The organism is Jiangella asiatica (genome assembly GCF_004349065.1).
Taxonomy (GTDB): domain Bacteria; phylum Actinomycetota; class Actinomycetes; order Jiangellales; family Jiangellaceae; genus Jiangella; species Jiangella asiatica.
In genome coordinates, this window is the sequence record NZ_SMKZ01000037.1 from 1 (window position 1) to 21,467 (window position 21,467).

The following is a 21,467-nucleotide window of genomic DNA, read 5'->3' on the forward strand; positions in this document are numbered from 1 at the left end:
CGGACTCGAGGTCCATGGTGAGGCGGACCAGCCGCTGCTGCGGGCCGTCGTGGATGTCGCGCTCGACCCGTCGCAGCGTGTCCGCCTCGGCCTGGACGACGGCCTCGCGGCTGCGGCTGAGCTCCTCGGCGCGGGCCCGCAGCGCCGCGTTCTCGTTCGTCAGCATCCCCCACACCAGCGACGACTCCGTGACGGCCATGGCGCGCAGCATGTACGGCAGGGTGATGAGGAAGACGAGGCCGATGCCGGTGGTGAGCAGGATGTCGGCCAGCCGGCCGTCGCCGATGCCGATGAGCTCGGCCAGCGTCTCGTTGTCGGCGTCGTCGCGAGGCAGCGCCCACTCCCACAGGCCGTACGTGGTGCCGCCGAGGGCCGTGCTGGTCCAGGCGATCGTCATCGACCAGGTGAAGCAGCGGATCGGCAGGATGAGGATGCCGAATCCCCACTCCCGCCACGACAGCGGGTCGCGCAGGTAGCTGAACAGGCGGCCCAGGCCGCTGCCCGACGGCCGCCGGTGGTAGGCCGGCCCGACCGAGCGGCCCTCCATTGCGCCGACCCGGGCGCGCTCGGCGGCCGCGAACCCGCGGGCCACCCCGAGCGTCGCGATCCAGATGGCGAGGCCGAGGAACGCCAGCACGAACAGGCCCAGGCCCAGGGAGAACCCGGTGACCATGAGGGTGAAGGACGCGATGGCGATGGGGAGGCCCGGCAGCAGGTAGCCGACGTCGCGCGGGACCTGTCGCCAGCCGGCTCGGGGCCGGTCAACAGATGGCGTGTTCATGCCTCCACCTTTCCTGTTGCAGCGAGGGTAGACGAGCCGGTCAGCCGGTGGCTTCGACGTGGGGTTGTCCCTACCGCCGTGCCCGCTACGACCCGCTCGATCCGGCCCGCGACCTGGACCAGCACCGCGAGCACGGTGGCCGTGGCCACCAGCCGCGCGCCGAGGTCGTCGCCGGTGCCGAGCCGGCCGGCTGCCCCGGCGACGGCGGCGGCCGCCGGCAGATGCCAGAGCTGGACGGCGGGGAGCCGGCGGGCCACCCAGGCCAGTCCGCCCCCGACGGTGACCGGCGCGGCCCACCGGCGGATCAGCGGCCGGACGGCCAGCGCCAGGCCCACCTGCGCGGCTGTCGCGGCGAGCACCAACGCCGCGGATGGCAGGTCGGTCGTGTGGTCGGTGCCGGCCAGGGCGCCGAGGACCAGGGTGACGGCGACGACGCAGCCGCCCGCCGCGGCCAGGCCCAGCGCCGCGCTCGGCCGCACCCGGTCCTGCCGACCGGCCGCGATCAGGACGCCTGCCTGGTAGGCGGCGACCCAGGCCGCGAGCACGCCGAACCCGCCCACGACCTCGCCGCCGTACCCCTCGACGCCGAGCCCGACCACGTCGGCGGCGGCGGCGACCCCCGCGAGTCCCACGACCTCCACCCCGCGCCAGCGCCGGTGCAGACGCCGCAGGGCCGGTGCCATCGAGGTCACGAGCAGGAGCGCCGCCGGCAGCCACAGCAGCCGGGCGGCGCCCTCGATCAGCGGCAGTGCGATCGCCGCGAACGGTACGACCAGCGCCGCGAGTCCGCGTGCCTGCTCGCTCAGCCGCCGTACCGTCGCGGTGCGGCCGGCGGCCGCGGAGACGAAAGCGAGCGGTGCGGTGAGGACGATCGCCACCGGCCCGGCCGCGGCGACCGTCCCGCTCCCCGCCGGCTGCGGCCCGAGCCAATGCACCGCGACCAGCATCGCGGCGGCCGCCACCCCGACGACGTCCGCGAATCCGTCCCGCGGCGCCGGTACCTGCGCCGCTCTCGGGGACGCCGCTGTTCGCACGACACCCAGCCTGTCCGTCGGCGCCGTCTCGCACATCGCGGCCGACCAGACACTTCAGGGTGGGGCTATCCCCACCCCCGTCGCCTCGCCCCCTCACGGTGATCACGTCCCACCCGGGGTTCCCGCTGACCCGGAAGGCGGGTTGGGCCATGATCAACGGGGGAGGCTGGCGTAGGATCGCTGGGTCTGGCTCGCCGGCGTTTCACCACGGAGGAGTACCGCCCATCATGCCCTCGATCAGCCGCGAGGAGGTCGCGCATTTGGCGCGGCTGGCTCGTCTCGACCTCGCTCCCGACGAGCTCGACCATCTGGCCGGTCAGCTCGACCAGATCCTGGGCGCGGTGGCGCAGGTGACCGAGGTCGCGGCCGACGACATCCCGCCGACGTCGCACGCGCTGCCGCTGACCAACGTGTACCGCGACGACGAGCCGCGGCCGTGCCTGCCCGCCGAGTCCGTGCTGGCCGCCGCCCCCGCCGCGGAGGACGGCCGGTTCCGGGTGCCGCAGATCCTGGGGGAAGAGGCATGACCCTCACTCGCAAGACCGCCGCCGAGCTGGCGTCGTCCATCAAGTCCGGCGAGGTCAGCGCCGTCGAGGTCACTCGGGCGCATCTGGACCGCATCGCCGAGGTGGACGGCCCGGCCGAGTCCGGCGTCCACGCGTTCCTGCACGTCGACACCGACAGCGCGCTCGCCGCGGCCGCCGTCGTCGACCAGAAGCGGGCCGACGGCGACGAACTGGGCCCGCTGGCCGGCGTCCCGCTTGCGCTCAAGGACGTCATCACCACCGCCGACATGCCGACGACGGCCGGCTCCAAGCTGCTCGAGGGCTGGCGACCGCCGTACGACGCCACGATCACCCGGCGGTTGCGCGAGGCGGGCATCGTCATCCTCGGCAAGACCAACCTCGACGAGTTCGCGATGGGCTCGTCGACGGAGAACTCCGCGTTCGGGCCCTCCCGCAACCCGTGGGACCTCACCCGCATCCCGGGCGGCTCCGGCGGTGGCAGTGCGGCCTCGCTCGCGGCGTTCGAGGCGCCGCTGGCCATCGGCACCGACACCGGCGGCTCCATCCGGCAGCCGGCGGCCGTCACCGGCACCGTCGGCGTCAAGCCCACTTACGGCGGGGTGAGCCGGTACGGGCTGATCGCCTGCGCGTCCAGCCTCGACCAGGCCGGCCCGTGCGCCCGGACGGTGCTCGATGCGGCGCTGCTGCACAGCGTCATCGCCGGGCACGACCCCAACGACTCCACCAGCATCGACCAGCCGGTGCCCGACATCGTCGCCGCCGCCAGGAAGGGCGCCGACGGCGACCTCTCCGGGCTGCGCGTCGGCGTGGTCAAGGAGCTGGGCGGCGAGGGTTACCAGGCCGGCGTCGAGGCGCGTTTCAACGACGCGGTCGCGCTGCTGTCGAAGCTGGGCGCCGAGGTGGTCGAGGTGTCGTGCCCGCACTTCGCCTACGCGCTGCCGGCCTACTACCTGATCCTGCCCAGCGAGGTGTCCTCGAACCTGGCGCGGTTCGACGCCATGCGCTACGGGCTGCGGCTCGGCGACGACGGCACCCGCAGCGCCGAGGAGGTCATGAGCCTGACCCGCGGCGCCGGGTTCGGTGCCGAGGCCAAGCGGCGCATCATGCTCGGCACCTACGCGCTCTCCTCGGGCTACTACGACGCCTACTACGGCCAGGCGCAGAAGGTCCGCACGCTCGTGGCGCGCGACTTCGACGCCGCGTTCGCGAAGGCCGACGTACTGGTGTCGCCGACGACGCCCACCACGGCGTTCCCGATCGGCGAGAAGGTCGACGACCCCCTGGCCATGTACAAGAACGACCTGTGCACCATCCCGAGCAACCTCGCCGGCAACGCGTCGGCGTCGTTCCCGTGCGGCCTGGCCGACGAGGACGGCCTGCCGGTCGGCCTGCACGTGATGGCGCCGGTGCTGGCCGACGACCGCCTGTACCGTGTCGGCGCGGCGGTCGAGCAGGCATACGCAGCGCAATGGGGGGGAACGTTGCTGGAGCAGGCGCCCGCGTTGGACGGGCGCCGCGGTGAGAGCGCGACGGCGGACAGGGGAGTCGTATCGTGAACGTGAAGTATCTGGCCAAGTTCGGTGGTTCGGCGCTCGGCGCGGTCGGCGCGGTGCGCAGCCTCGCCAAGGCCCGCCGCGAGAACGACCGGCTGCGCTTGATCGACGCAGTGCTCAGCGTCCTCTCCGTCGCCGTCACCATCGCGATCGTGGTGCGCGAGCTGCGTGAGCAACAGAACACCAACTCCCGCGTGATCGAGCTCGAGGACCACTAGATGACCGTGACCACCGCCCTCCCCACCTTCGACGAGGCCATCGCCGCGTTCGAGCCCGTCATGGGCATGGAGGTCCACGTCGAGCTGGGCACCGCCACCAAGATGTTCTGCGGCTGCTCGACGACGTTCGGCGCCGAGCCGAACTCGCAGGTCTGCCCGGTGTGCCTGGGGCTGCCGGGCTCGTTGCCGGTGGTGAACCGGGTGGCCGTGGAGTCCGCCATCCGCATCGGCCTCGCGCTGAACTGCAGCATCGCGGAGTGGTGCCGGTTCGCCCGGAAGAACTACTTCTATCCGGACATGCCGAAGAACTTCCAGGTGTCCCAGTACGACGAGCCGATCGCGTTCGACGGCTGGATGGACGTCACGGTCGACGCCGAGACCTATCGCATCGGCATCGAGCGAGCCCACATGGAGGAGGACACCGGCAAGTCGCTGCACGTCGGCGGCGCCACCGGACGCATCCATGGCGCCAGCCACTCGCTGCTCGACTACAACCGCTCGGGCATCCCGCTGATCGAGATCGTCACCAAGCCGATCGAGGTCCCGCCCGCCGTGGCGCCGGCCGTCGCCCGCGCCTACGTCACCGAGCTGCGTGAGTTGATCCGCGCGCTGGGCGTGTCCGAGGCGCGCATGGAGCTGGGCCAGCTGCGCTGCGACGCGAACGTCTCGCTGCGCAAGGCCGGTGACCCGTACGGCACGCGGACCGAGACCAAGAACGTCAACTCGCTGCGGTCGGTCGAACGAGCCGTCACCTTCGAGATCCGCCGCCAGGCCGCGGTGCTCTCCGACGGTGGCCGCATCGTGCAGGAGACCAGGCACTGGCACGAGGACACCGGCGAGACCACCTCCGGCCGCACCAAGGAGGAGGCCGAGGACTACCGCTACTTCCCGGAACCGGACCTGGTGCCGGTCGCGCCGTCGCGCGAGTGGGTGGACGAGCTGCGGGGCACGCTGCCCGAGCCGCCGGCCGCGCGCCGGGCCCGGCTGCAGGCCGAGTGGGGCTTCACCGACCTCGAGATGCGCGACGTCGTCAACGCCGGAGCGGTGTCGCTGGTGTCGGCCACGGTGGAGGCCGGCGCGCCGGCCGGTGGTGCGAAGAAGTGGTGGCTCGGCGAGATCGCCCGGGTGGCCAACGAGCGCGGGGTCGCGCTCGAGGACGCCGGCATCGCGCCGGCCGACGTCGCCCGGGTCGAGGAGCTGATCGCGGCCGGTGCGCTCAACGACAAGCTCGCCCGTCAGGTGGTCGAGGGCGTGCTGGCCGGCGAGGGCGGGCCGGACGTCGTCGTGTCGGCGCGCGGTCTCCAACTGGTCAACGACGACGCCGCGCTCGGCACCGCGGTCGACGAGGCCATCGCGGCCCAGCCGGACGTCGCGGACAAGATCCGCGGCGGCAACCTCGGCGCCGTCGGCGCGCTGATCGGCGCGGTCATGAAGGCCACCCGGGGCCAGGCCGACGCCAAGCGCGCCCGCGAGCTCATCCTGGAGCGCCTCCAGCCCTGACCCATGGGAAATGATCACGTTCAGCACGAGATCTCGTGTCGCACCATGCTTGCAGGCATGGTGACGCACGGGATCCGCTGGTGATGGGCCGCCGATCGATGGGAAGCGCCTGGTGAGCTCCGCCGCCGACGGGGTCCGTGACTGGTTCGCCGAGGTCCGGGTCGACGAGACCGTCGCCACCCTGCCGTCGTCGACGGTGGTCGGCTTCGCGCTCGCCGGGGTCGCGGTCGCGATCTACGGCCCGACCTGGCGGTTCGCCGGCTACCCGGTCACCATCGTGCACGAGCTGGGCCACGTCGTCGCCGCGCTGACCGCGGGGTTCCGGCTGCGCGGGGTAACGGTGCGCGGCGACCTGTCCGGCGCCACGAACTTCTGGTCGCACAGCGGCCCCGGCACGCTATGGACGATGTGGTGGGGCTACCCGGCGCCGGCCGTCGTCGGGTGGGCGCTGATCTGGGCCGCGACCCACGGCTGGTCGCGACTGGCGCTGACGTTGCTGGTGGCCTGCCTGGTCCTGGTGTTTCTGCTGTCGCGCAGCTGGCTGACCGTGGCCGTGGTGCTGACGACGGGGGTCGCCTTCGGCCTGGTCGGGTGGTACGGGTCGGCGTGGCTGTGCACGGTGGTGGTGTTCGCGTTCGCGTGGCTGCTGACGGTGGGCGCGGTGCGCGGTCTGTGGGCCGTGGTGCGGGCGCACACCAGCGGCCGCGGGGTGCAGATGTCCGACGCACACCTGATGGCGCAGCGGTCGGTGCTGCCGGGCGGGCTGTGGCTGCTGACGTTCGCCGTCGTCATCGGGGCCTGTACGTGGTTCAACGCCATGTCGGTGGTGGACGCGGTCCGCTGAGCGGTCCGCTGCCTACACTTGTTGGCGTGCCGTTCACTCAGCGCTCGGAGGCGACGCGGACCTCGATACTCACGGCGGCCAGGACGCTGCTGGCCGAACGCGGTTTCGAGGCGACGACCATCCGCGCGGTCGCGGCCCGGGCCGGGATCGACCCGTCCATGGTCATGCGTTACTACGGGAGCAAGGACGGGCTGTTCCGCGCCTCGGTCGAGCTGGACCTGCGGCTGGACCTCGTCCCGCGAGAACCGCTCGACGGCGTAGGCGCGGCGCTCGCGCGGCACTTCCTGTCGCGCTGGGAGGGCGATCTCGCCGACGAGGCCATCACGCTGCTGCTGCGGTCGGCCGGCACGACGCCGATGGCCGCCGAACAGCTGAGAACGATCTTCGACGAGCAGGTGGCAGGGTTCGTCGGCGGGGTCATCCCGGGTGACCGCGCCGAGGCGGTGCACCGCGCGGGACTGGTCAGCACCCAGCTGCTCGGGCTGGCACTGACCCGCTACGTCCTGGAGCTGCCGCCCGTCGTGGCCATGGACGCTGGCACGGTGGTCGCCTCCGTCGGGCCGGTGCTGCAGCACCACCTCACCGGCGCCGTCGCGGAGCCTACGCCAGTCCGCTGACCGCACTTGCTGTCAACGGATGTTGGCCTACACTTGTGGACACAGGTGTCCGAGGGTGCTGAGGCGGTCCGATGGTCTTCTCGACGCGCATGGCTCGGTTCAACAAGGCCGTCACGAACAGGCTCACGCGCGTGATCGCGCCGTGGATGCCCGGGTTCGGCATGCTCACCCATCGCGGACGGAGCAGCGGGCGGGTCTACCGCATCCCGATCATGGTCTTCCGGGTCGACTCGGGATTCGCCATCGCGCTGACCTACGGCGCCGACACCGACTGGGTGAAGAACGTGCTTGCCGCCGGCGGCTGCGAGCTCCAGACCCGGCTCCGGCGGTATCACCTCGTCGAACCCCGGCTGGTCCACGACGAGGACCGCGCCGCGATGCCCGTCGGCGTCCGGCAGATCCTCGCACTACAGCGGGTCGACGACTTCCTCTTCTTCGACGCCAAGCCGGAGTGACCGCCGGGATGGGCCCGGGCGCCGTCGTCGTTGACGGTGGTATGGACATCGACCCCGGTACCGGCCGCGAGGCGGACGTCGTCGTGATCGGTGCCGGGCAGGCCGGCCTGTCGACGGCGTACCACCTGCGGCGGCTCGGCGCCGACTTCGTCGTCCTCGACGGCGCGCCGCGGCCCGGCGGGGCGTGGGCCGACCGGCCGCCGACCCTGACGATGGCAAAGGTGCACGGGGTCTTCGACCTGCCCGGGGCGACCCTGCCGCCGTCCTCGGACGACGAGCCGGCCGCGGCCGTCGTCGGGCGGTACTACGCCGACTACGAGCGGCGCTTCGACCTGCCGGTGCTGCGGCCGGTCACGGTGCGGGCCGTCGCCTCGCGCGGCTCGCGGCTGACGGTGTCGACGTCGGCGGGCGACTGGACGGCGCGCGCCGTCGCCAACGCCACCGGCACCTGGACCCGTCCGTACTGGCCGTCCTACCCCGGCGGGTCGAGCTTCGCCGGCCGGCAGCTCCACTCCGCGTCGTACCGCGGCCCGGCACCGTTCGCCGCCCAGCGCGTCGTCGTGGTCGGCGGCGGCAACTCCGCGGCGCACATTCTGTCCGAGCTCGGCGGGGTCGCGGCCGCGACGACGTGGGTGACCCGCCGGCCGCCGGAGTTCCGCGAGGGCGAGTTCACCGAGGATGTCGGCCGGTCGATCATCGCCGAGGTCGACGCCCGCGTCCGGGCCGGGCTGCCGCCACGCAGCGTCGTCAGCGTGACCGGCCTCGGCTACACGACGGTGGTCCGCGAGGCGCTGGCCAAGGGCGTCCTGGAGCGGCGGCCCATGTTCACCTCGATCCGCCCCGACGGCGTCCAGTTCGCCGACGGGTCGTTCGTCCCGGCCGACGTCATCATCTGGGCGACGGGGTTCCGCCCGGCCCTGGGCCATCTCGCGCCGCTGGGCCTGCGCGAACCGGGCGGCGGGGTCCGCATGGACGGCACCCGTGTCGCCGCCGATCCACGTGTCCACCTCGTCGGCTACGGCCCGTCCGCCAGCACCGTCGGCGCCAACCGGGCCGGGCGGGAGGCGGCACGGGAGATCACCCGGTTCCTGGACGAGCCGGCGGAGCTGGCCGAGGCCAGCTGAGCCGGCCATTGCCCGGCGTGCTTCACTGTCGTCGTGCGCTACGGACTGAAGCTCAGCCAGCGGGCACCCATCGACGAGTACCGCGAGGTCTGGCGGATCGCCGACGATGCCGGCTTCGACCACTGCTGGAACATGGACCACTTCGCCACCCTCGGCGACGACCCGACCGGCGACATCTTCGACGCCTGGACCCTGCTGGCGGCGATGGCCGAGGCCACCAGCCGGACCCGCATCGGCTGCATGGTCACCGGCAACACGTACCGGCACCCGGGCGTCCTGGCCAAGATCGCCACGACCGTCGACCACCTGTCCGGCGGGCGGCTGGAGTTCGGGATCGGTGCCGCGTGGGCCGAGATCGAGCACGTCATGCTCGGCCTGCCGTTCGGCACGGTGGGGGACCGGCTGGACCGCCTGGACGAGGCGTGCCAGCTGATCAGGTCGCTGTGGACCCAGCCGCATACCACCTTCGAGGGGCGGCACTACCAGCTTCGCGACGCCATCGCCGAGCCGAAACCCGTCCAGCGTCCGCACCCTCCCATCTGGATCGGCGGCAGCGGCCGTAAGCGGACCCTGCGGATCGCGGCCCAGTACGCCGACGTCTGGAACGCCTCCGGCGCCAGCCCCGAGGAGATGGCCGAGCTCTCCGCCGTCCTCGACCAGCACTGCGCCGACCTCGGCCGCGACCCCGCCACCATCCGCCGCACCGTCCAGGTGCGGCTGCCGCAGCCGGCCTCCGACGTGCTGCCGCTGGTCGAGCGGTACGCTCGCGCCGGCGTCGACGACATCATCCTGATCACGTACGCCGGCACCTCCCGAGCCGAGGCCGAGCAGGCCGCCGACCTGCTGCCGCGCCTGCGCGACATCGGCGCGGACTGACATTCGGGCAAGCTTCCCGGGTCGTTGCCGCGTAGAACCTGTGCTGAATCCGGTCGACGAAGGAGGACGATCATGGCGGTCGCCGAGCCGTGGAGTCCGGTCGACCTACCCAACGTCGTGATGCTGGACGGGCCGGCGCAGCCGTACCGCGGCAACGTGCACACCGAGCTGAAGCTCGTGCTGACGGAAGAGCCGTACGAGATCACGCGCCGCGAGGCCGTCCACGTCGTCCCGACGGGCCAGCTCATCGTGCTGCACGCCGACGAGGCCCACTCCGGCCGTCCGCTCGCGACGCCCTCCGGCCGGTGGCGCATCATCTGCGTCCCGCCGGCCATGGTCGCCGAGGCCGCGGGCGGCCCGGGCGTGCGGTTCGACCCGCCGGTCGTCGACGACGCGTCGGCGGCGAAACTGTTCGAGGCGGTGTTCGACCTGCTCGAGGACGACGTACCGGCCGACGAGCGACGTCAGGCGCTGGTCGAGCTGGTGGCGGCGCTGCTCCCGTACGCCGACGGGGCGCGTTCCGGCTCGGCGCCGGTCGCCATCGGACGGTTGCGGGAGTACCTGGAGCAGCACCGCGACCGCAACGTGGCGCTCGACGAGCTCGCGGCGGTCGTCGGCATGAGCAAGTACCGCATGGTGCGCGCGTGCACCGTCCAGTTCGGCGCCGCGCCGCACGCGCTTCACCTGCAGCTTCGGCTGGACCTCGCGCGCGACCTGATTCGCCGCGGCGTCCCGCTGGCCGACGTCGCCGTCGCCACCGGATTCCACGACCAGCCGCACCTCGGGCGCACGTTCGCGCGCGCCTACGGGCAGACGCCCGCGCAGTACCGGGCCGCGTGGTCCGGCGCCGGCGACACCCGCAAGCTGGCTTTCGGCGTCAGCGAACGACCTTGATGTTGAACATGGGGGTGCCGGCCGCGCCCCACAGCCGCAGCCAGAACCCGACGAACATCTCCGCGCCACGGGCCGTGGTGATGTCGCCGAGATCGATGACGTCGGCGTGGCCGAAGCTTTGCAGCAGCTCGGTGACCCGCGCCTTCGCCGTCGCGTCGTCGCCGGACACGAACACGGAATGGTCGCCGCCCGCCAGCAGCTCAGGGTCAGCCATCAGCGTGGCGTTCATGGTGTTGAGCGTCTTGACGACGCGGGCGCCCGGGTAGGCGCGCTGGAGCCGCTCGCCGAGCGAGTCCGTGTCCTTGACGAACAGCGTCGGAGGGACGCCGGCGGAGAAGTCCAGCGGGTTCGTGACGTCGACAACGATCTTGCCATCCAGGTTGGCCTCGCCGGCCCGAGCCAGGACGTCCAGGGCACCGGCCCCGTTGCCGGCGAGGACCACCAGCTCCGCCGCGGCCTTCGCGGCCTCGGCGAACGTCGCCAGCCGGACGCCGGGGTGATCGGCGGTCCAGGCGGAGAACGGCTGGTCGGGCTCGGACCGCGCCAGCGTGGCCGCCGGGTCCCGCGTACCTACGACGACCTCGTGGCCCAGATCCTCCAGCCGGCCGGCGATCGACCGGCCGACCATCCCAGTGCCGAGAACCGCTACTGGCATGAATGATCGAATCCTCTCGGTTCGTGCGGGCGACGTGCCGGATCCACTGTTCATCGCGCGCGGGCCGGAGGTCTTGTAGGAAGTTGCCCGGACGGGATCGCCGAGCGCGAGTACGGTGGGTCAACAAGCATGGTGGGAGGTGAGCGCCATGGGCGCCTTCACCGTCGTGTTCGACAACCGTCCCGGCCGGCTGGCCCAACTGTGCGAGGTGATGGCCGCCCGCGGCGTCAACCTCGTCATCTGCGGCGTCGCGCATGGCGAAACCGGCACCATCGCCTTCATCGCCGACGACGAGACCGCCGCCCGGACCGCCCTGCAGGACTCCGACCTACCGGCCACCGAGCGGCCCTCGCTGACCGTGCGGTTGAAGAACGCACCCGGCGCGGGAGCCGCCATGTTCCGGCGCCTCGCCGACAACGGCGTGAACGTCGAGGTCTTTCTCCCGGTTCGGGTCTCCGACACCCAGTTCATGGCCGTCCTCTGCGTCGACGACGACGAGGCGGCCCGCTCGGTGCTCGGCAGCCAGATCGCCGGCTGAGGTCGCGTTGGTTCCGGGCGGCCGCCGTGGTGTCGGTTGGCGCGGAGCATGACGATGTGGGCCTCATCGTGTCTGTCGATCGATTCGGCCCATGCGCCGGCGGGCGGGATCGGCATGGTGTCGCCCCGGTCGGGACGGGTACGGGAACCAGCCAGACCCGGCGACACCACTTGATCATCAACGATCCATCGCACCACTAGGACTGTGCGTGCTTCACCATGCATGTATGCCCCGTGAAGGACGTGATGTCCTGGTGATGGCCCCCGCCAGGCCGCAGCGATCCCGCACCGTTCACCGCACCTCCCCGGCCCAGCAGGTGACCGGAACGGCCTGTCACGATCGGTGGTGTGGGGGCACCTATAGGTGGTGACAGGGCCAATTCGACGAGTCCGGTGCGCCGGACGGCGGAAGAGTCGTAAGATCATCGGTTCGATTCCGCACGGTCGGGCGTTGGGAGACGCACGGAATGACGAGACGAACACACGCCGCGGTGGTGGCTGCCCTGGTGGCGGCGGTGGCAGCAGGCTGCGGAGGTGACCAGGAGGAACCGGAGCCCAGCGACCCGTCGCCCGCGACGACGGAGCCCGCCCTCACCGCCCCACCCACGACGACACCTGAGGAGCAAGCCGAAGCCGAGATCATCGCCATTTTCGAAGACCTGATCGCCGCGTGGGATGAGTTCAAGTCGAGCGCCAGCGACTACGGAGGCGGAAGTGGCATTGCTTGGAACGTGGAGCTGGTCGAGACGTGGCCGCTAAAAGCGCAGGCAAGCGTAGAACTAACGAATTGGGTGGCGGTCTGGCGTCAGACGGAGATTGAGCAGCGCGGTAACTCAGTCATCGTCGGACACGAGGTGGCCACCATCCAGTTCGATGCTGCCGGCAGTGGTCTTCATGAGGCGGCATCAACGGCGTGCCTCGATCTAAGTGCTCTGCGATACGTCACGTTCGATGAAGATGTCGCAGAACTGGATTACGTGCCTGACCGCTCGCAGACCTGGACTATGGACTGGGCATTCGGGCCAGATAAGGCTGATTGGCGGCTTGAGGCCATCGACATCACGCGAAACGAGCAATGTTGAGCCGGATGGCCAGGGTCGTTTTGTGCGTGTTGCTACTGCAGCTTGCGCTCAGTGAATTGGCTACGGCGGACGATGGTTGTCCTCCCGGCACCTTCTACAACGGTTCGGGTTGCGTGCACCCGGAGCCTCCTATTGATGACGAGCTGGGTCATCTCACCGGTTGCACGCAGCAGGAGCCACTGGTGGACCCAGCACCGTGCCAGATCGCTGGTTTCGAGTTCGCGGCAGTCCTTGATCGCTACGTCCGGCCACTAGAGCGCTACGAGAACGAGCTGTATCGGCCGCCGGATGGGGGGTTGAGTCACCTCGGGTACTGGGAAGGTCCGCCGGACCAGGGGTGGATGTACGAGTGGCGCAAGCTGGCGGGCTGGGGCGGCGGCATCCACTGGGGCGCGTATGGGCTGATGTGGTTGGCCGAGGCGCCCGGCACGGAGCAACCCGTCATCGATCCGGAAGCGGTGGCGCAGGGGATCCTCGACTCCATGCCGCGCGAGCCGGTGGAGATCGGGCTGGCGCCGACTCCGCTCGAACAGAACCCGGACAGCATCGGGCTGGTCGGCGCGCCGGTGTGGATGTGGGTCGCCGACCCGGAGACTACGACCTGGGGACCGCTGGAGGAGTCCGTCACCGTCGGCGGTGTCACGGTGACTGTCACCACCACCGTCGAGCAGGTCCAATGGGACATGGGTGACGGAGGCTCCATCACCTGCGGCACGCCCGGGCGGGAGTATCGCGTGGCGTACGGCGTCCGTGACTCACCCGACTGCGGCTACCGCTACGAGCACACCAGCCGCGACCAGCCGGGAACCGCCTACCGGGTCAGCGCCACCAGCACGTGGACGGCGACGTGGACGGCGACCACCGGAGCCTCCGGCGCGCTGGACGCGGAGCCGTTGACGTCCACGGTCCAGGTGCGTATCGGCGAGAGGCAGACCATCGAAATCGGCTGACCCGCGCATCGCGACGCCGGGCCATGCTGGCCTCAGCGGTACGGATCGGTCAGGGCGGTATGGACCGGCGGAGGCGGCGTCGGCCGGTGCACCGAGCCGGGCTGGCGACGCCGTCACTGCCGGATGCCGGTCACCAGGACGCTCCCGGCGCTGGAGAACGCCCTAATCTCGTGGCGGGCGCCGGACATCGTCGGCACCTCGACGCGGGCGTCGCCGATGCTGGAGTCGGTCTCGACGTCGTACGTGACGTCGTCCGGGACCTCGACGGTGACGTCGCCGGCGCTGGACTCCGCGTCCAACGAGGTCGGCGGGGTGACCGCGGAGACGTACACCGACCCGGCACTCGACGTCGCCTTCACGACCGAGGCGTCCACGTTCTCGAGCTCGACGGAGCCGGCGGCCGAGTGCGCGGTCACCGGGCCGCGGTGGTCCGACACCAGCACGTCGCCGGCGCTGGACTCCAGGATGGCCTCGGCCGACAGCCCTGACACCGACAGAGTCCCTGCCGACACCTGCGCGACGACGACGGCGTCGGCAGGTACGGTGATCGTCACGTCGGACTGGCACCACAGGCCGAGGAAGACGCCGGAGTCGCAGCCACCGGTCACCCGCAGGGTCGTCCCGTCGACCTCGTGGTCGATGCCGCCGTCGCGCAGCCACCCGGACCGCGCGGAGAAGTCGAGCGTGGTCTCCCCGTCCGGGGAGCCGACGACGTCCACCCGGCCCGAGGCGACCTCGATCTCGACCCGCAAGATCGTCTCCGGGACCGTGACCGTCTCGCTGGAGTGCGTGATCCAGTACAGCGCGGTCACGCCGGCGAACCCCACGGCGATCACGGCCGCCACGGACAGCCCGCGCCGGACCGGCCGCCGGACCGTGCGACCCGTGCCGCGCCTGATCGTTCTCGCCCCTGCCTCGTTGGACATGGTCCTACGTTAGGACCGGATACACCGCTCGCGGTTCCGACTCGATGACGAACGCTCCCTGATTCCGCGCCCAGGGTCCACCCTGACCCGAAGGCCGGGAACGCACCCTGCGACAGGCGTTACGGCGACAGCGTCAGCCGCAGGATCCGGTCGTCGCCCTCGCGCGCGTCCCCGCGCCCGTCGGTGTTGTTGGTCAGCACCCACAGCGTGCCGTCCGGGGCGACGACGGCGTCGCGGAGCCGGCCGTAGTCCTCGACGAACGCCACCGGCGAGCCCGCCGCGCCGTCGACGTACGGGACCTGCCACAGCCGTTCGCCGCGCAGGGCGGCGACGAAGAACGTGTCGCGTACGTAGGCCAGCCCGCTCGGCGACGCTTCGGCGGTGGGGCGCCATTCGACGACGGGGTCGACGTAGCGCTCGTCGCCGGCGATGCCCTCGACGTCGGGCCAGCCGTAGTTGGCGCCGGCCTGGATGCGGTTGAGCTCGTCGGCGGCCCGGTCGCCGAACTCCGAGGCCCACAGTTGGCCGTCGTCGTCGAAGGCGAGGCCCTCGATGTTGCGGTGGCCGAAGGACCAGATGGGGGAGCCGGGGAACGGGTTGTCCGCCGGTACCTCGCCGGCCGGCGTCATGCGCAGGATCTTGCCGCCGAGCCTCTCGAGGTCCTGCGCGTCCTCGGGGTTGCCGCTCTCGCCGGTGGAGATGTAGAGCATGTCGTCCGGGCCGAACAGGAGCCGGCCGCCGTCGTGGCGGGTGCCGGCCGGGATGCCGTCGATGACCACCTCGAACGGTCCCAGGGCGCCGTCGGCGTAGGTGGTGCGCTGCACGACGTTCTGCGAGCCCATGGTCGCGTAGACATACAGCGTGGACGGCGACCGCGGGTCGAACGCGATGCCCAGCAGGCCGCCCTCGCCCTCACCGTCGACCCCGGGCACCGCGCCGACCGGCGTCACCGAGCCGGTGTCGTCGACCAGCACGATGGTGCCCTCGTCGCGCTGCGTGACCAGGGCGCTGCCGTCGGGCAGGAACGCGATGCTCCACGGCGCGTCGAGCCCGGTGACGATCTCCTCGGCGGCCGTCGGGGTGACCGGGCCGGGCGCGGGAACGGGCGACGACGGCTCCGACGGGGTGCCGGTGTCCAATGTCGGCGCGGGCGAATCCGTCCCCGACGGCGAGCCGGACGCCGACGGCGACCCGCTGGACCCGTCCGAGGCGTCCTCGTCATCGGAGCCTGCGCACCCGGCCAGCAGGACGACTGAGGCGACGACGGAGACGGCGACGAGTGTTCGTCGGGCGGACACCGCACCATCCTGACACGCGGCAGCGGTAGGTTCGAGAGCCATGGTTGACGTACTCATCCCGTATCCGGCGCACTCGTTGGCTCTGCCGCCCGGCCTCGACGTGCACACCTGGGCCGGCGAGTCGACGGCGAAGTCCGGCCCCGAGCTGATGACCAGCGCCGACACGTCGGACATTCCGGATCAGGAGGTCTTGGACCGGGTGGAGCTGTACGTCATCCCGTACAGCTTCGCGGCACCGGCCACCGACCTGATCGAACGGATGCCGAAGCTGCGCGTCGTGCAGACACTGACCGCCGGCTACGAGCACGTCCTCCCGCACCTGCGGGACGGGCTGACACTGTGCAACGCCCGCGGCGTGCACGACGCCAGCACGGCCGAGCTCGCGGTGACGCTGACGCTGGCGTCGCTGAGGGGCGTCCCGGAGTTCGTGCGTGCCGCGCCGTCCGGCGACTGGCTGCAGGCGTGGTACGAGTCGCTGGCGGACAAGACGGTGCTGGTGGTCGGATACGGCGCGATCGGCCGGGCCATCGAGGCGCGGCTGCTGCCGTTCGAGTGCGACGTGCTCAAGGTCGCCCGGACCGCGCGGGAGGGCGTCGCCGGCTATGACTCCCTGCCGGAGCTGCTCGGTCGCGCCGACGTCGTCATCCTGATCTGCCCGTTGACCGACGAGACGCGCGGCATGGTCGACGCGGACTTCCTGGCGCGCATGCGCGACGGCGCGCTGCTGGTGAACGTCGCGCGCGGGCCGATCGTGCGGACCGACGCGCTGGTCGCGGAGCTGGAGACCGGCCGGCTGCGCGCGGGCATGGACGTCACCGACCCCGAGCCGCTGCCGCCCGGCCACCCGCTGTGGACGCTACCGAACGCGCTGATCTCGCCGCACGTCGGCGGGCTGTCGTCGGCGTTCCACCCGCGGGCGAAGCGGCTGGTGCAGTCGCAGCTGACCCGGCTGGCGGCTGGCGAGCCGATGGCGAACGTCGTTGTCGGACCCGAGGCGTAGCCTGGCTCCCTGACAGCAACGCCGCTGCACCCTGGGGAGGCGACCACCATGAACGACGTCCTGCTCGCCGTTGGCACGAAGAAGGGTCTGTGGCTGCTGCGCAGCGCCGACCGGTGGACGTGGTCGGTCGACGGGCCGCACTTCCTCATGCACTCGGTGGCCGCCTGCGCCATCGACTCCCGCGGCGAGCGACCGCGCATCCTGGTGGGCGCCAGCAGCTCGCACTGGGGCCCGGGTGTCTCCTGGTCCGACGACCTCGGCGGCACCTGGACCGAGGCGCGCGACGGCAGCGGCATCAAGTTCCCGCCCGAGGCGGACGCGTCGGTCGAGGCGGTCTGGCAGCTGCGCCCCGACACCGCCGAGCGGCCGGGCGTCGTCTGGGCCGGCTCGCAGCCGTCCGCGTTGTGGCGCTCCGAGGACAACGGTGAGACGTTCTCGCTGGTCGAGCCGTTGTGGGACCATCCGCACCGCCCCACCTGGGAGCCGGGTTTCGGCGGCCAGGCCATCCACACCGTGCTGCCGCACCCCACCGACGACCAACGGGTTCTGGTCGCCATGTCCACCGGCGGCGTCTACGTCTCCGACGACGCCGGCGCCAGCTGGAACCCGTCCAACACCGGTATCCGCACCGACTTCCTGCCCGGCGACCCGCCCGAGTACGGCCAGTGCGTGCACAAGGTGTCGCGCGACGTCGTCGACCCGGACCGCCTCTACGCGCAGAACCACGGCGGCGTCTACAGCTCCGGCGACGGCGGTGCCACTTGGCAGTCCATCGCCGACGGCCTGCCCGCCGACTTCGGGTTCCCGATCGTCGCGCACCCGCACCGCGCCGGCACCGCCTGGGTCGCGCCGCTCGTCGCCGACGGTGAACGCACCCCGCCCGAGCGGCAGCTGCAGGTGTGGCGCACCGACGACGCCGGCAAGACCTGGTCCCGCTCCGTCGACGGCCTGCCCGGCGGCTTCTACGGCGTGGTGCTGCGCGACGCCATGACCGTCGACGACGTCGAGGGATCGGCCGGCGTGTATGTCGGCACCCGCGACGGCTCGGTCTACGCCAGCGCCGACGAGGGCGACACCTGGACCGAGGTGATCCAGCACCTGCCCGACGTCCTGTGCGTCCGGGCGGCCGTCCTGCCCTGAGCGACGCCTACGCGCCGTCAGCCGCGCAGCATCGCCCGCGACACCACGGCCACGGCGATCATCACGATTCCGCCGACCGCGCCGACCACGTTGAACCCGCTGGTGAACGCGGTCTGCGCGGCGAACAGGACCGCGTCGCCGAACCCCGCGTCGGCCGTCGCCGGCGACGCCACCGCGGCCGCCGTCGCCGCCAGGCTCTCGTGTGCGGCGGCGACCAGCGGCTCCGGCGCCCCGGCCGGAAGCAGCTCGTCGATGCGCCCGCTGTAGACGGCGACGGCCGTGCTGCCGAGCGCGGCGACCCCGAGCGCGATGCCGAACTCGCCGGACGTCTCGGACAGCGCCGACGCGGAGCCGGCCCGGTCCGGGGGAGCGGCGGCCAGGATCAGGGTCATCACGAGCGCCATCGGCACACCCACGCCGAACGCTGACACCGTCAGCGCGGTTACCTGCAGCGCCAGGCCGTCCGCGCCCACCTGCGTGAGCAGCAGCAGGCCGGCGCCGGCCAGCCCGAGCCCGGCGGCCAGCAGATCGGGCGTACTGAACCGCTGCGCCAGGCGGGGCGCCAGCAGGGTGGCGGTGACCATGGCGACGTTCTGCGGAATCAGCCACAGCCCGGCCGTCAGCGGCGACAGCCCCAGGACGAGCTGCAGGTACTGTGCCGCCGCGAACGAGATGCCGGCCATGACGACGCCCACCAGCAGGAACGCGCCGAGCGACACCGTGAAGCGGCGGTTGGCGAACAGCCGCAGGTCAAGCAGCGGGTCGGCGAGGCGGCGCTGCCGGCGGACGAACGTCGCACCGAGCGCGATCCCGATCGCCAAGGTCGCCACCGGTACCGTGCCGGCGCCGTCGCGGGCGAACTCCTTGAGGCCGTAGATGGCCGGCAGCACCGCCGCGATGCACAGCGCGACACTGGCGAGGTCCAGCCGGCCGGCGGCGACGCCCTCGCGGTGCTCCGGCAGCAGCCCGGGCCCGACGGTCAACAGCAGGAGCATGACCGGCACGCCGAGCAGGAACGCCGACCCCCACCAGAACTGCTCCAGCAGCGCGCCGCCGACCAGCGGCCCGAGCGTCATGCCGCCCATGAAGCAGGAGAACCAGATGCTCAGCGCCACGGCCATCTGCTTGGGGTCCAGGAACATGGTGCGGATCAGCGCCATGGTGGACGGCATCAGCGAGGCGCCGGCGATGCCGAGCAGCGCCCGGGAGACGATCAGCATCTCCGGGCTGGTCGAGTAGGCGGCCAGCACGGAACAGGCGGCGAACGCGGCGCCGCCGACCAGCAGCAACCGGCGCCGGCCGATCCGGTCGCCGAGCGAACCCATGATCACCAGGAACCCGGCGATCATGAACGAGTAGATGTCGCTGATCCACAGCTGCTGCGTCGACGACGCGCCGAGGTCGGCGCTGAGCTGCGGCAACGCGAGGTAGAGGACGCTGACGTCCAGGGACAGCAGGAGGGTCGGCAGGGCCAGTACGGCCAGCCCGACCCACTCGCGCCGGGTGGCACGCGGTGCGGCTTCCTCGGTGCGATCGAGGTCGATGCTCATGAGAGGTGTCTCCGTTCATACGGTTGGACGGGTTCTGCTGGCGTGGTGAGCTCGGCGAGCGCCGGCGGGCCTGGGCCGGACGGCGGCAGGTCCCGTGATTCCGGGGTGGAGGGCAGCAGCACGAGCCGCCACAGCGGCGGCCAGCCGGCCTCGTGGGCGCGGCCGGCGAGGGTGCGCGCGACGTCGGCAGCGCCGGCCTGGCCGATCAGCAGCAGCCGGTCCGGGTCGCCGTCGATCTCACGTGCGTGGTCGGCCACCCACAGCAGCGCCGTCCAGACCGCCTCGACGTCGGCCGCCGCCCGCGGCTCGGGCACCGTCAGAGCGAGCACCATGAGCTGGGCGTCGGCGACGAGTGGGCGGGCCAGCCGCTCCGGCGGCACCAACCGGTCACCGGTGGACGGCGAGACGACGACGGCGACCGGTCGGGGCCCGGCGGGCGGCAGCGGCAGCCGCGGCCAGTGCACGACCCCGCGCACTGGCTCGGCCGGGCCGCGCAACACGATGGTCGCGCAGCCCGGCGCCAGAGTCGTCAGCGACTGGATCTGCGTCATGCCGACACCCTGTCCCCGGCCCTGGCCTGCGGGGAAAGGCCGTTGATGCATAGGCGTCATGCGCCATCGGCATGGGTGGATGTCTGTGACGTGGGCCATACTCGGGGCATGGCACACGAGCGACCAGCCCGGCTGATCGAGCTGCCGCGGGCACCGGAGGCGATCGAGCTGCGCCACCTGCGGGCGTTCGTCGCAGTCGCCGAGGAGCTCAACTTCAGCCGGGCCGCCGAGCGCCTGTTCCTGTCGCAGCCGGCTCTGAGCCGGCAGATCAGCTCGCTCGAACGGCTGCTACGGGTGCAGGTGCTGCGCCGCAACACCCAGCGGGTCGAGCTCACCCTGGCCGGCGAGGCGCTGCTGTCGCGCTCGCGCAGCATGCTCGCCGACCTGGACGACGCCGTCGTCACCACGCGGTCCATCGGCGGCGAGGTCGACGAGCGGGTCACCCAGCTCACCCGCCCGCTGGCCGAGGCCGCCAACGACCTCGACGAGTTCCGTGCCGCGAACGAGGCGCTCAACGCGCAGTTCCCGGTGCCCGCCGAGATCGGCATGCGCCCGGTCACCGCGGGCGGTGTGCCGTCGCTGGTGTTCGGCCGCGACGGCGGTGCCGGCCGCCCGACGGTGCTGCTCGCGCACGGCGGCGGGTATGTGGTCGGCTCGGCGTACGGGACGCGGCCGCTGGCCGGAGCGCTGGCAGCGGCGGCCGGCGCCTCGGTTCTGGTGCCGGACTACCGGCTGGCCCCGGAGCACCGCTACCCGGCCGCCGTCGACGATGCCTTGGCGGCCTACCGGTGGCTGCTCGAGCGCGCGGACTCGCCGGCCGACGTGGCGCTGGTGGGTGAGTCGTCCGGCGGCGGGTTGGCCATGTCGGTGCTGCTGAGGCTCAAGGCCGCGGGCGAGCCGCTGCCCGGCCGGGTGGTGCTGCTGTGCCCGTGGGTCGACCTGGCCTGCCGGTACCTGCGCGACGACACCGTCCACCCCGAGCAGGACGGTATCGCGCAGCTGGCCCGGATCAACGCGGAGCGCTACCTCGACGGGCACCCGCCCGGCGACCCCTTGCTCGACCCGCTGGGCGTCGACCTGTCCGGCCTGCCGGCGATGCTGGTGCAGGTGGCGACGGGAGACTTCGTCCTGCACGAGAGCCGGCTGCTGGTCGAACGGGCCCGGGCCGCGGGCGTCGACGCGCGGCTGGCGCTCTACCCGGTGGCCACCCACGTGTTCCACATCTACTGGTCGTTCCTGCCCGAGGCGGCGCTGGCGCTGGAGCAGGCGGGCGCCTTCATCGTGGGCGCGGCGGAGCCGGACTCGGCGGCGGAGACGTACGAGCGTCCGGCTTGAGCCGGGCGTCGCGCCGGCCG

23 protein-coding genes are annotated in these 21,467 nt (G+C 72.1%); 16 read left to right on the forward strand and 7 right to left on the reverse strand.

Translation table 11 applies throughout. The features are described 5' to 3' along the window. Together E1269_RS21950 and E1269_RS21955 are read right to left on the reverse strand one after the other, a co-directional pair. The coding region (locus E1269_RS21950; protein WP_203433967.1) for a sensor histidine kinase at positions 1-781 on the reverse strand (781 nt) is incomplete at its 3' end. After that, a complete protein-coding gene (locus E1269_RS21955; RefSeq protein ID WP_131898531.1) occupies positions 778-1,815 on the reverse strand; it encodes a hypothetical protein in 1,038 nt (345 codons plus the stop codon). The genes E1269_RS21950 and E1269_RS21955, both read right to left, overlap by 4 nt. A 227-nt stretch (positions 1,816-2,042) precedes the next feature. Between E1269_RS21955 and gatC the strand changes: the two genes are divergently transcribed. The 10 genes from gatC to E1269_RS22005 all read left to right on the forward strand — a co-directional run bounded on the left by gatC (position 2,043) and on the right by E1269_RS22005 (position 10,423). Further along, complete coding sequence (gene gatC, locus E1269_RS21960; protein ID WP_131898533.1) at positions 2,043-2,342, forward strand: Asp-tRNA(Asn)/Glu-tRNA(Gln) amidotransferase subunit GatC; 300 nt, start codon at positions 2,043-2,045, stop codon at positions 2,340-2,342. Then, complete coding sequence (gene gatA, locus E1269_RS21965) at positions 2,339-3,898, forward strand: Asp-tRNA(Asn)/Glu-tRNA(Gln) amidotransferase subunit GatA (protein ID WP_131898535.1); 1,560 nt, start codon at positions 2,339-2,341, stop codon at positions 3,896-3,898. Before gatC ends, gatA begins: the two co-directional genes overlap by 4 nt. Beyond that, positions 3,895-4,113, forward strand: a complete 219-nt coding sequence (locus E1269_RS21970) for a hypothetical protein (protein WP_131898537.1) — start codon at positions 3,895-3,897, stop codon at positions 4,111-4,113. The genes gatA and E1269_RS21970 overlap by 4 nt, the downstream gene beginning before the upstream one ends. Beyond that, entirely contained in the window at positions 4,114-5,613 is a 1,500-nt protein-coding gene (gatB, locus tag E1269_RS21975; RefSeq protein WP_131898539.1) for an Asp-tRNA(Asn)/Glu-tRNA(Gln) amidotransferase subunit GatB, read from the forward strand. It begins immediately after the preceding gene. A 112-nt stretch (positions 5,614-5,725) separates the two neighbouring features. Then, complete coding sequence (locus E1269_RS21980; protein WP_162606562.1) at positions 5,726-6,457, forward strand: M50 family metallopeptidase; 732 nt, start codon at positions 5,726-5,728, stop codon at positions 6,455-6,457. Positions 6,458-6,483: 26 nt separating this feature from the next. After that, a complete protein-coding gene (locus tag E1269_RS21985; RefSeq protein ID WP_203433968.1) occupies positions 6,484-7,074 on the forward strand; it encodes a TetR/AcrR family transcriptional regulator in 591 nt (196 codons plus the stop codon). Positions 7,075-7,145: 71 nt separating this feature from the next. Further along, positions 7,146-7,529, forward strand: coding sequence for a nitroreductase family deazaflavin-dependent oxidoreductase (locus E1269_RS21990; protein WP_131898543.1), 384 nt, complete (start codon positions 7,146-7,148; stop codon positions 7,527-7,529). Between the two features lie 41 nt (positions 7,530-7,570). After that, entirely contained in the window at positions 7,571-8,653 is a 1,083-nt protein-coding gene (locus E1269_RS21995; protein ID WP_131898545.1) for an FAD-dependent oxidoreductase, read from the forward strand. A 33-nt stretch (positions 8,654-8,686) separates the two neighbouring features. Continuing rightward, entirely contained in the window at positions 8,687-9,529 is an 843-nt protein-coding gene (locus E1269_RS22000; protein WP_131898547.1) for an LLM class F420-dependent oxidoreductase, read from the forward strand. Positions 9,530-9,601: 72 nt separating this feature from the next. Continuing rightward, positions 9,602-10,423, forward strand: coding sequence for an AraC family transcriptional regulator (locus tag E1269_RS22005; protein ID WP_131898549.1), 822 nt, complete (start codon positions 9,602-9,604; stop codon positions 10,421-10,423). Here E1269_RS22005 and E1269_RS22010 read toward each other — a convergent pair. Beyond that, entirely contained in the window at positions 10,407-11,078 is a 672-nt protein-coding gene (locus E1269_RS22010; protein WP_131898551.1) for an NADPH-dependent F420 reductase, read from the reverse strand. The two genes, E1269_RS22005 and E1269_RS22010, sit on opposite strands and share 17 nt — an antisense overlap. A 148-nt stretch (positions 11,079-11,226) precedes the next feature. Between E1269_RS22010 and E1269_RS22015 the strand changes: the two genes are divergently transcribed. The 3 genes from E1269_RS22015 (at position 11,227) to E1269_RS22025 (ending at position 13,647) form a co-directional block, all read left to right on the forward strand. Continuing rightward, positions 11,227-11,616, forward strand: a complete 390-nt coding sequence (locus E1269_RS22015) for a hypothetical protein (RefSeq protein WP_131898553.1) — start codon at positions 11,227-11,229, stop codon at positions 11,614-11,616. Positions 11,617-12,121: 505 nt separating this feature from the next. Then, a complete protein-coding gene (locus tag E1269_RS22020) occupies positions 12,122-12,697 on the forward strand; it encodes a hypothetical protein (RefSeq protein WP_162606563.1) in 576 nt (191 codons plus the stop codon). Positions 12,698-12,879: 182 nt separating this feature from the next. Continuing rightward, a complete protein-coding gene (locus tag E1269_RS22025; RefSeq protein ID WP_131898557.1) occupies positions 12,880-13,647 on the forward strand; it encodes a hypothetical protein in 768 nt (255 codons plus the stop codon). Positions 13,648-13,760: 113 nt separating this feature from the next. Here the strand turns inward: E1269_RS22025 and E1269_RS22030 are convergent, their stop codons facing one another. Both E1269_RS22030 and E1269_RS22035 read right to left on the reverse strand, forming a co-directional pair. Further along, the gene (locus E1269_RS22030; RefSeq protein WP_131898558.1) at positions 13,761-14,573 is read right to left on the reverse strand and encodes a DUF4097 family beta strand repeat-containing protein; all 813 of its coding nucleotides are present in this window, start codon (positions 14,571-14,573) and stop codon (positions 13,761-13,763) included. A gap of 119 nt (positions 14,574-14,692) precedes the next feature. Then, entirely contained in the window at positions 14,693-15,871 is a 1,179-nt protein-coding gene (locus tag E1269_RS22035; RefSeq protein ID WP_203433969.1) for a PQQ-dependent sugar dehydrogenase, read from the reverse strand. 40 nt (positions 15,872-15,911) lie between these two features. Between E1269_RS22035 and E1269_RS22040 the strand changes: the two genes are divergently transcribed. Beyond that, on the forward strand, positions 15,912-16,871 hold the full coding sequence (locus tag E1269_RS22040; protein WP_131898561.1) for a 2-hydroxyacid dehydrogenase: 960 nt from the start codon (positions 15,912-15,914) through the stop codon (positions 16,869-16,871). Positions 16,872-16,919: 48 nt separating this feature from the next. After that, entirely contained in the window at positions 16,920-18,011 is a 1,092-nt protein-coding gene (locus E1269_RS22045; protein ID WP_131898563.1) for a WD40/YVTN/BNR-like repeat-containing protein, read from the forward strand. Positions 18,012-18,028: 17 nt separating this feature from the next. Here E1269_RS22045 and E1269_RS22050 read toward each other — a convergent pair whose 3' ends face one another. Both E1269_RS22050 and E1269_RS22055 read right to left on the reverse strand, forming a co-directional pair. Beyond that, positions 18,029-19,561 (reverse strand): MFS transporter, encoded by a 1,533-nt coding sequence (locus E1269_RS22050; protein ID WP_131898565.1) that lies wholly within the window; start codon positions 19,559-19,561, stop codon positions 18,029-18,031. Then, on the reverse strand, positions 19,558-20,112 hold the full coding sequence (locus E1269_RS22055) for an alpha/beta hydrolase (protein ID WP_162606564.1): 555 nt from the start codon (positions 20,110-20,112) through the stop codon (positions 19,558-19,560). Before E1269_RS22055 ends, E1269_RS22050 begins: the two co-directional genes overlap by 4 nt. 108 nt (positions 20,113-20,220) lie before the next feature. Between E1269_RS22055 and E1269_RS22060 the strand changes: the two genes are divergently transcribed. Next, positions 20,221-21,447, forward strand: coding sequence for an alpha/beta hydrolase fold domain-containing protein (locus tag E1269_RS22060; protein WP_131898569.1), 1,227 nt, complete (start codon positions 20,221-20,223; stop codon positions 21,445-21,447). Positions 21,448-21,467: the final 20 nt, after the last annotated feature.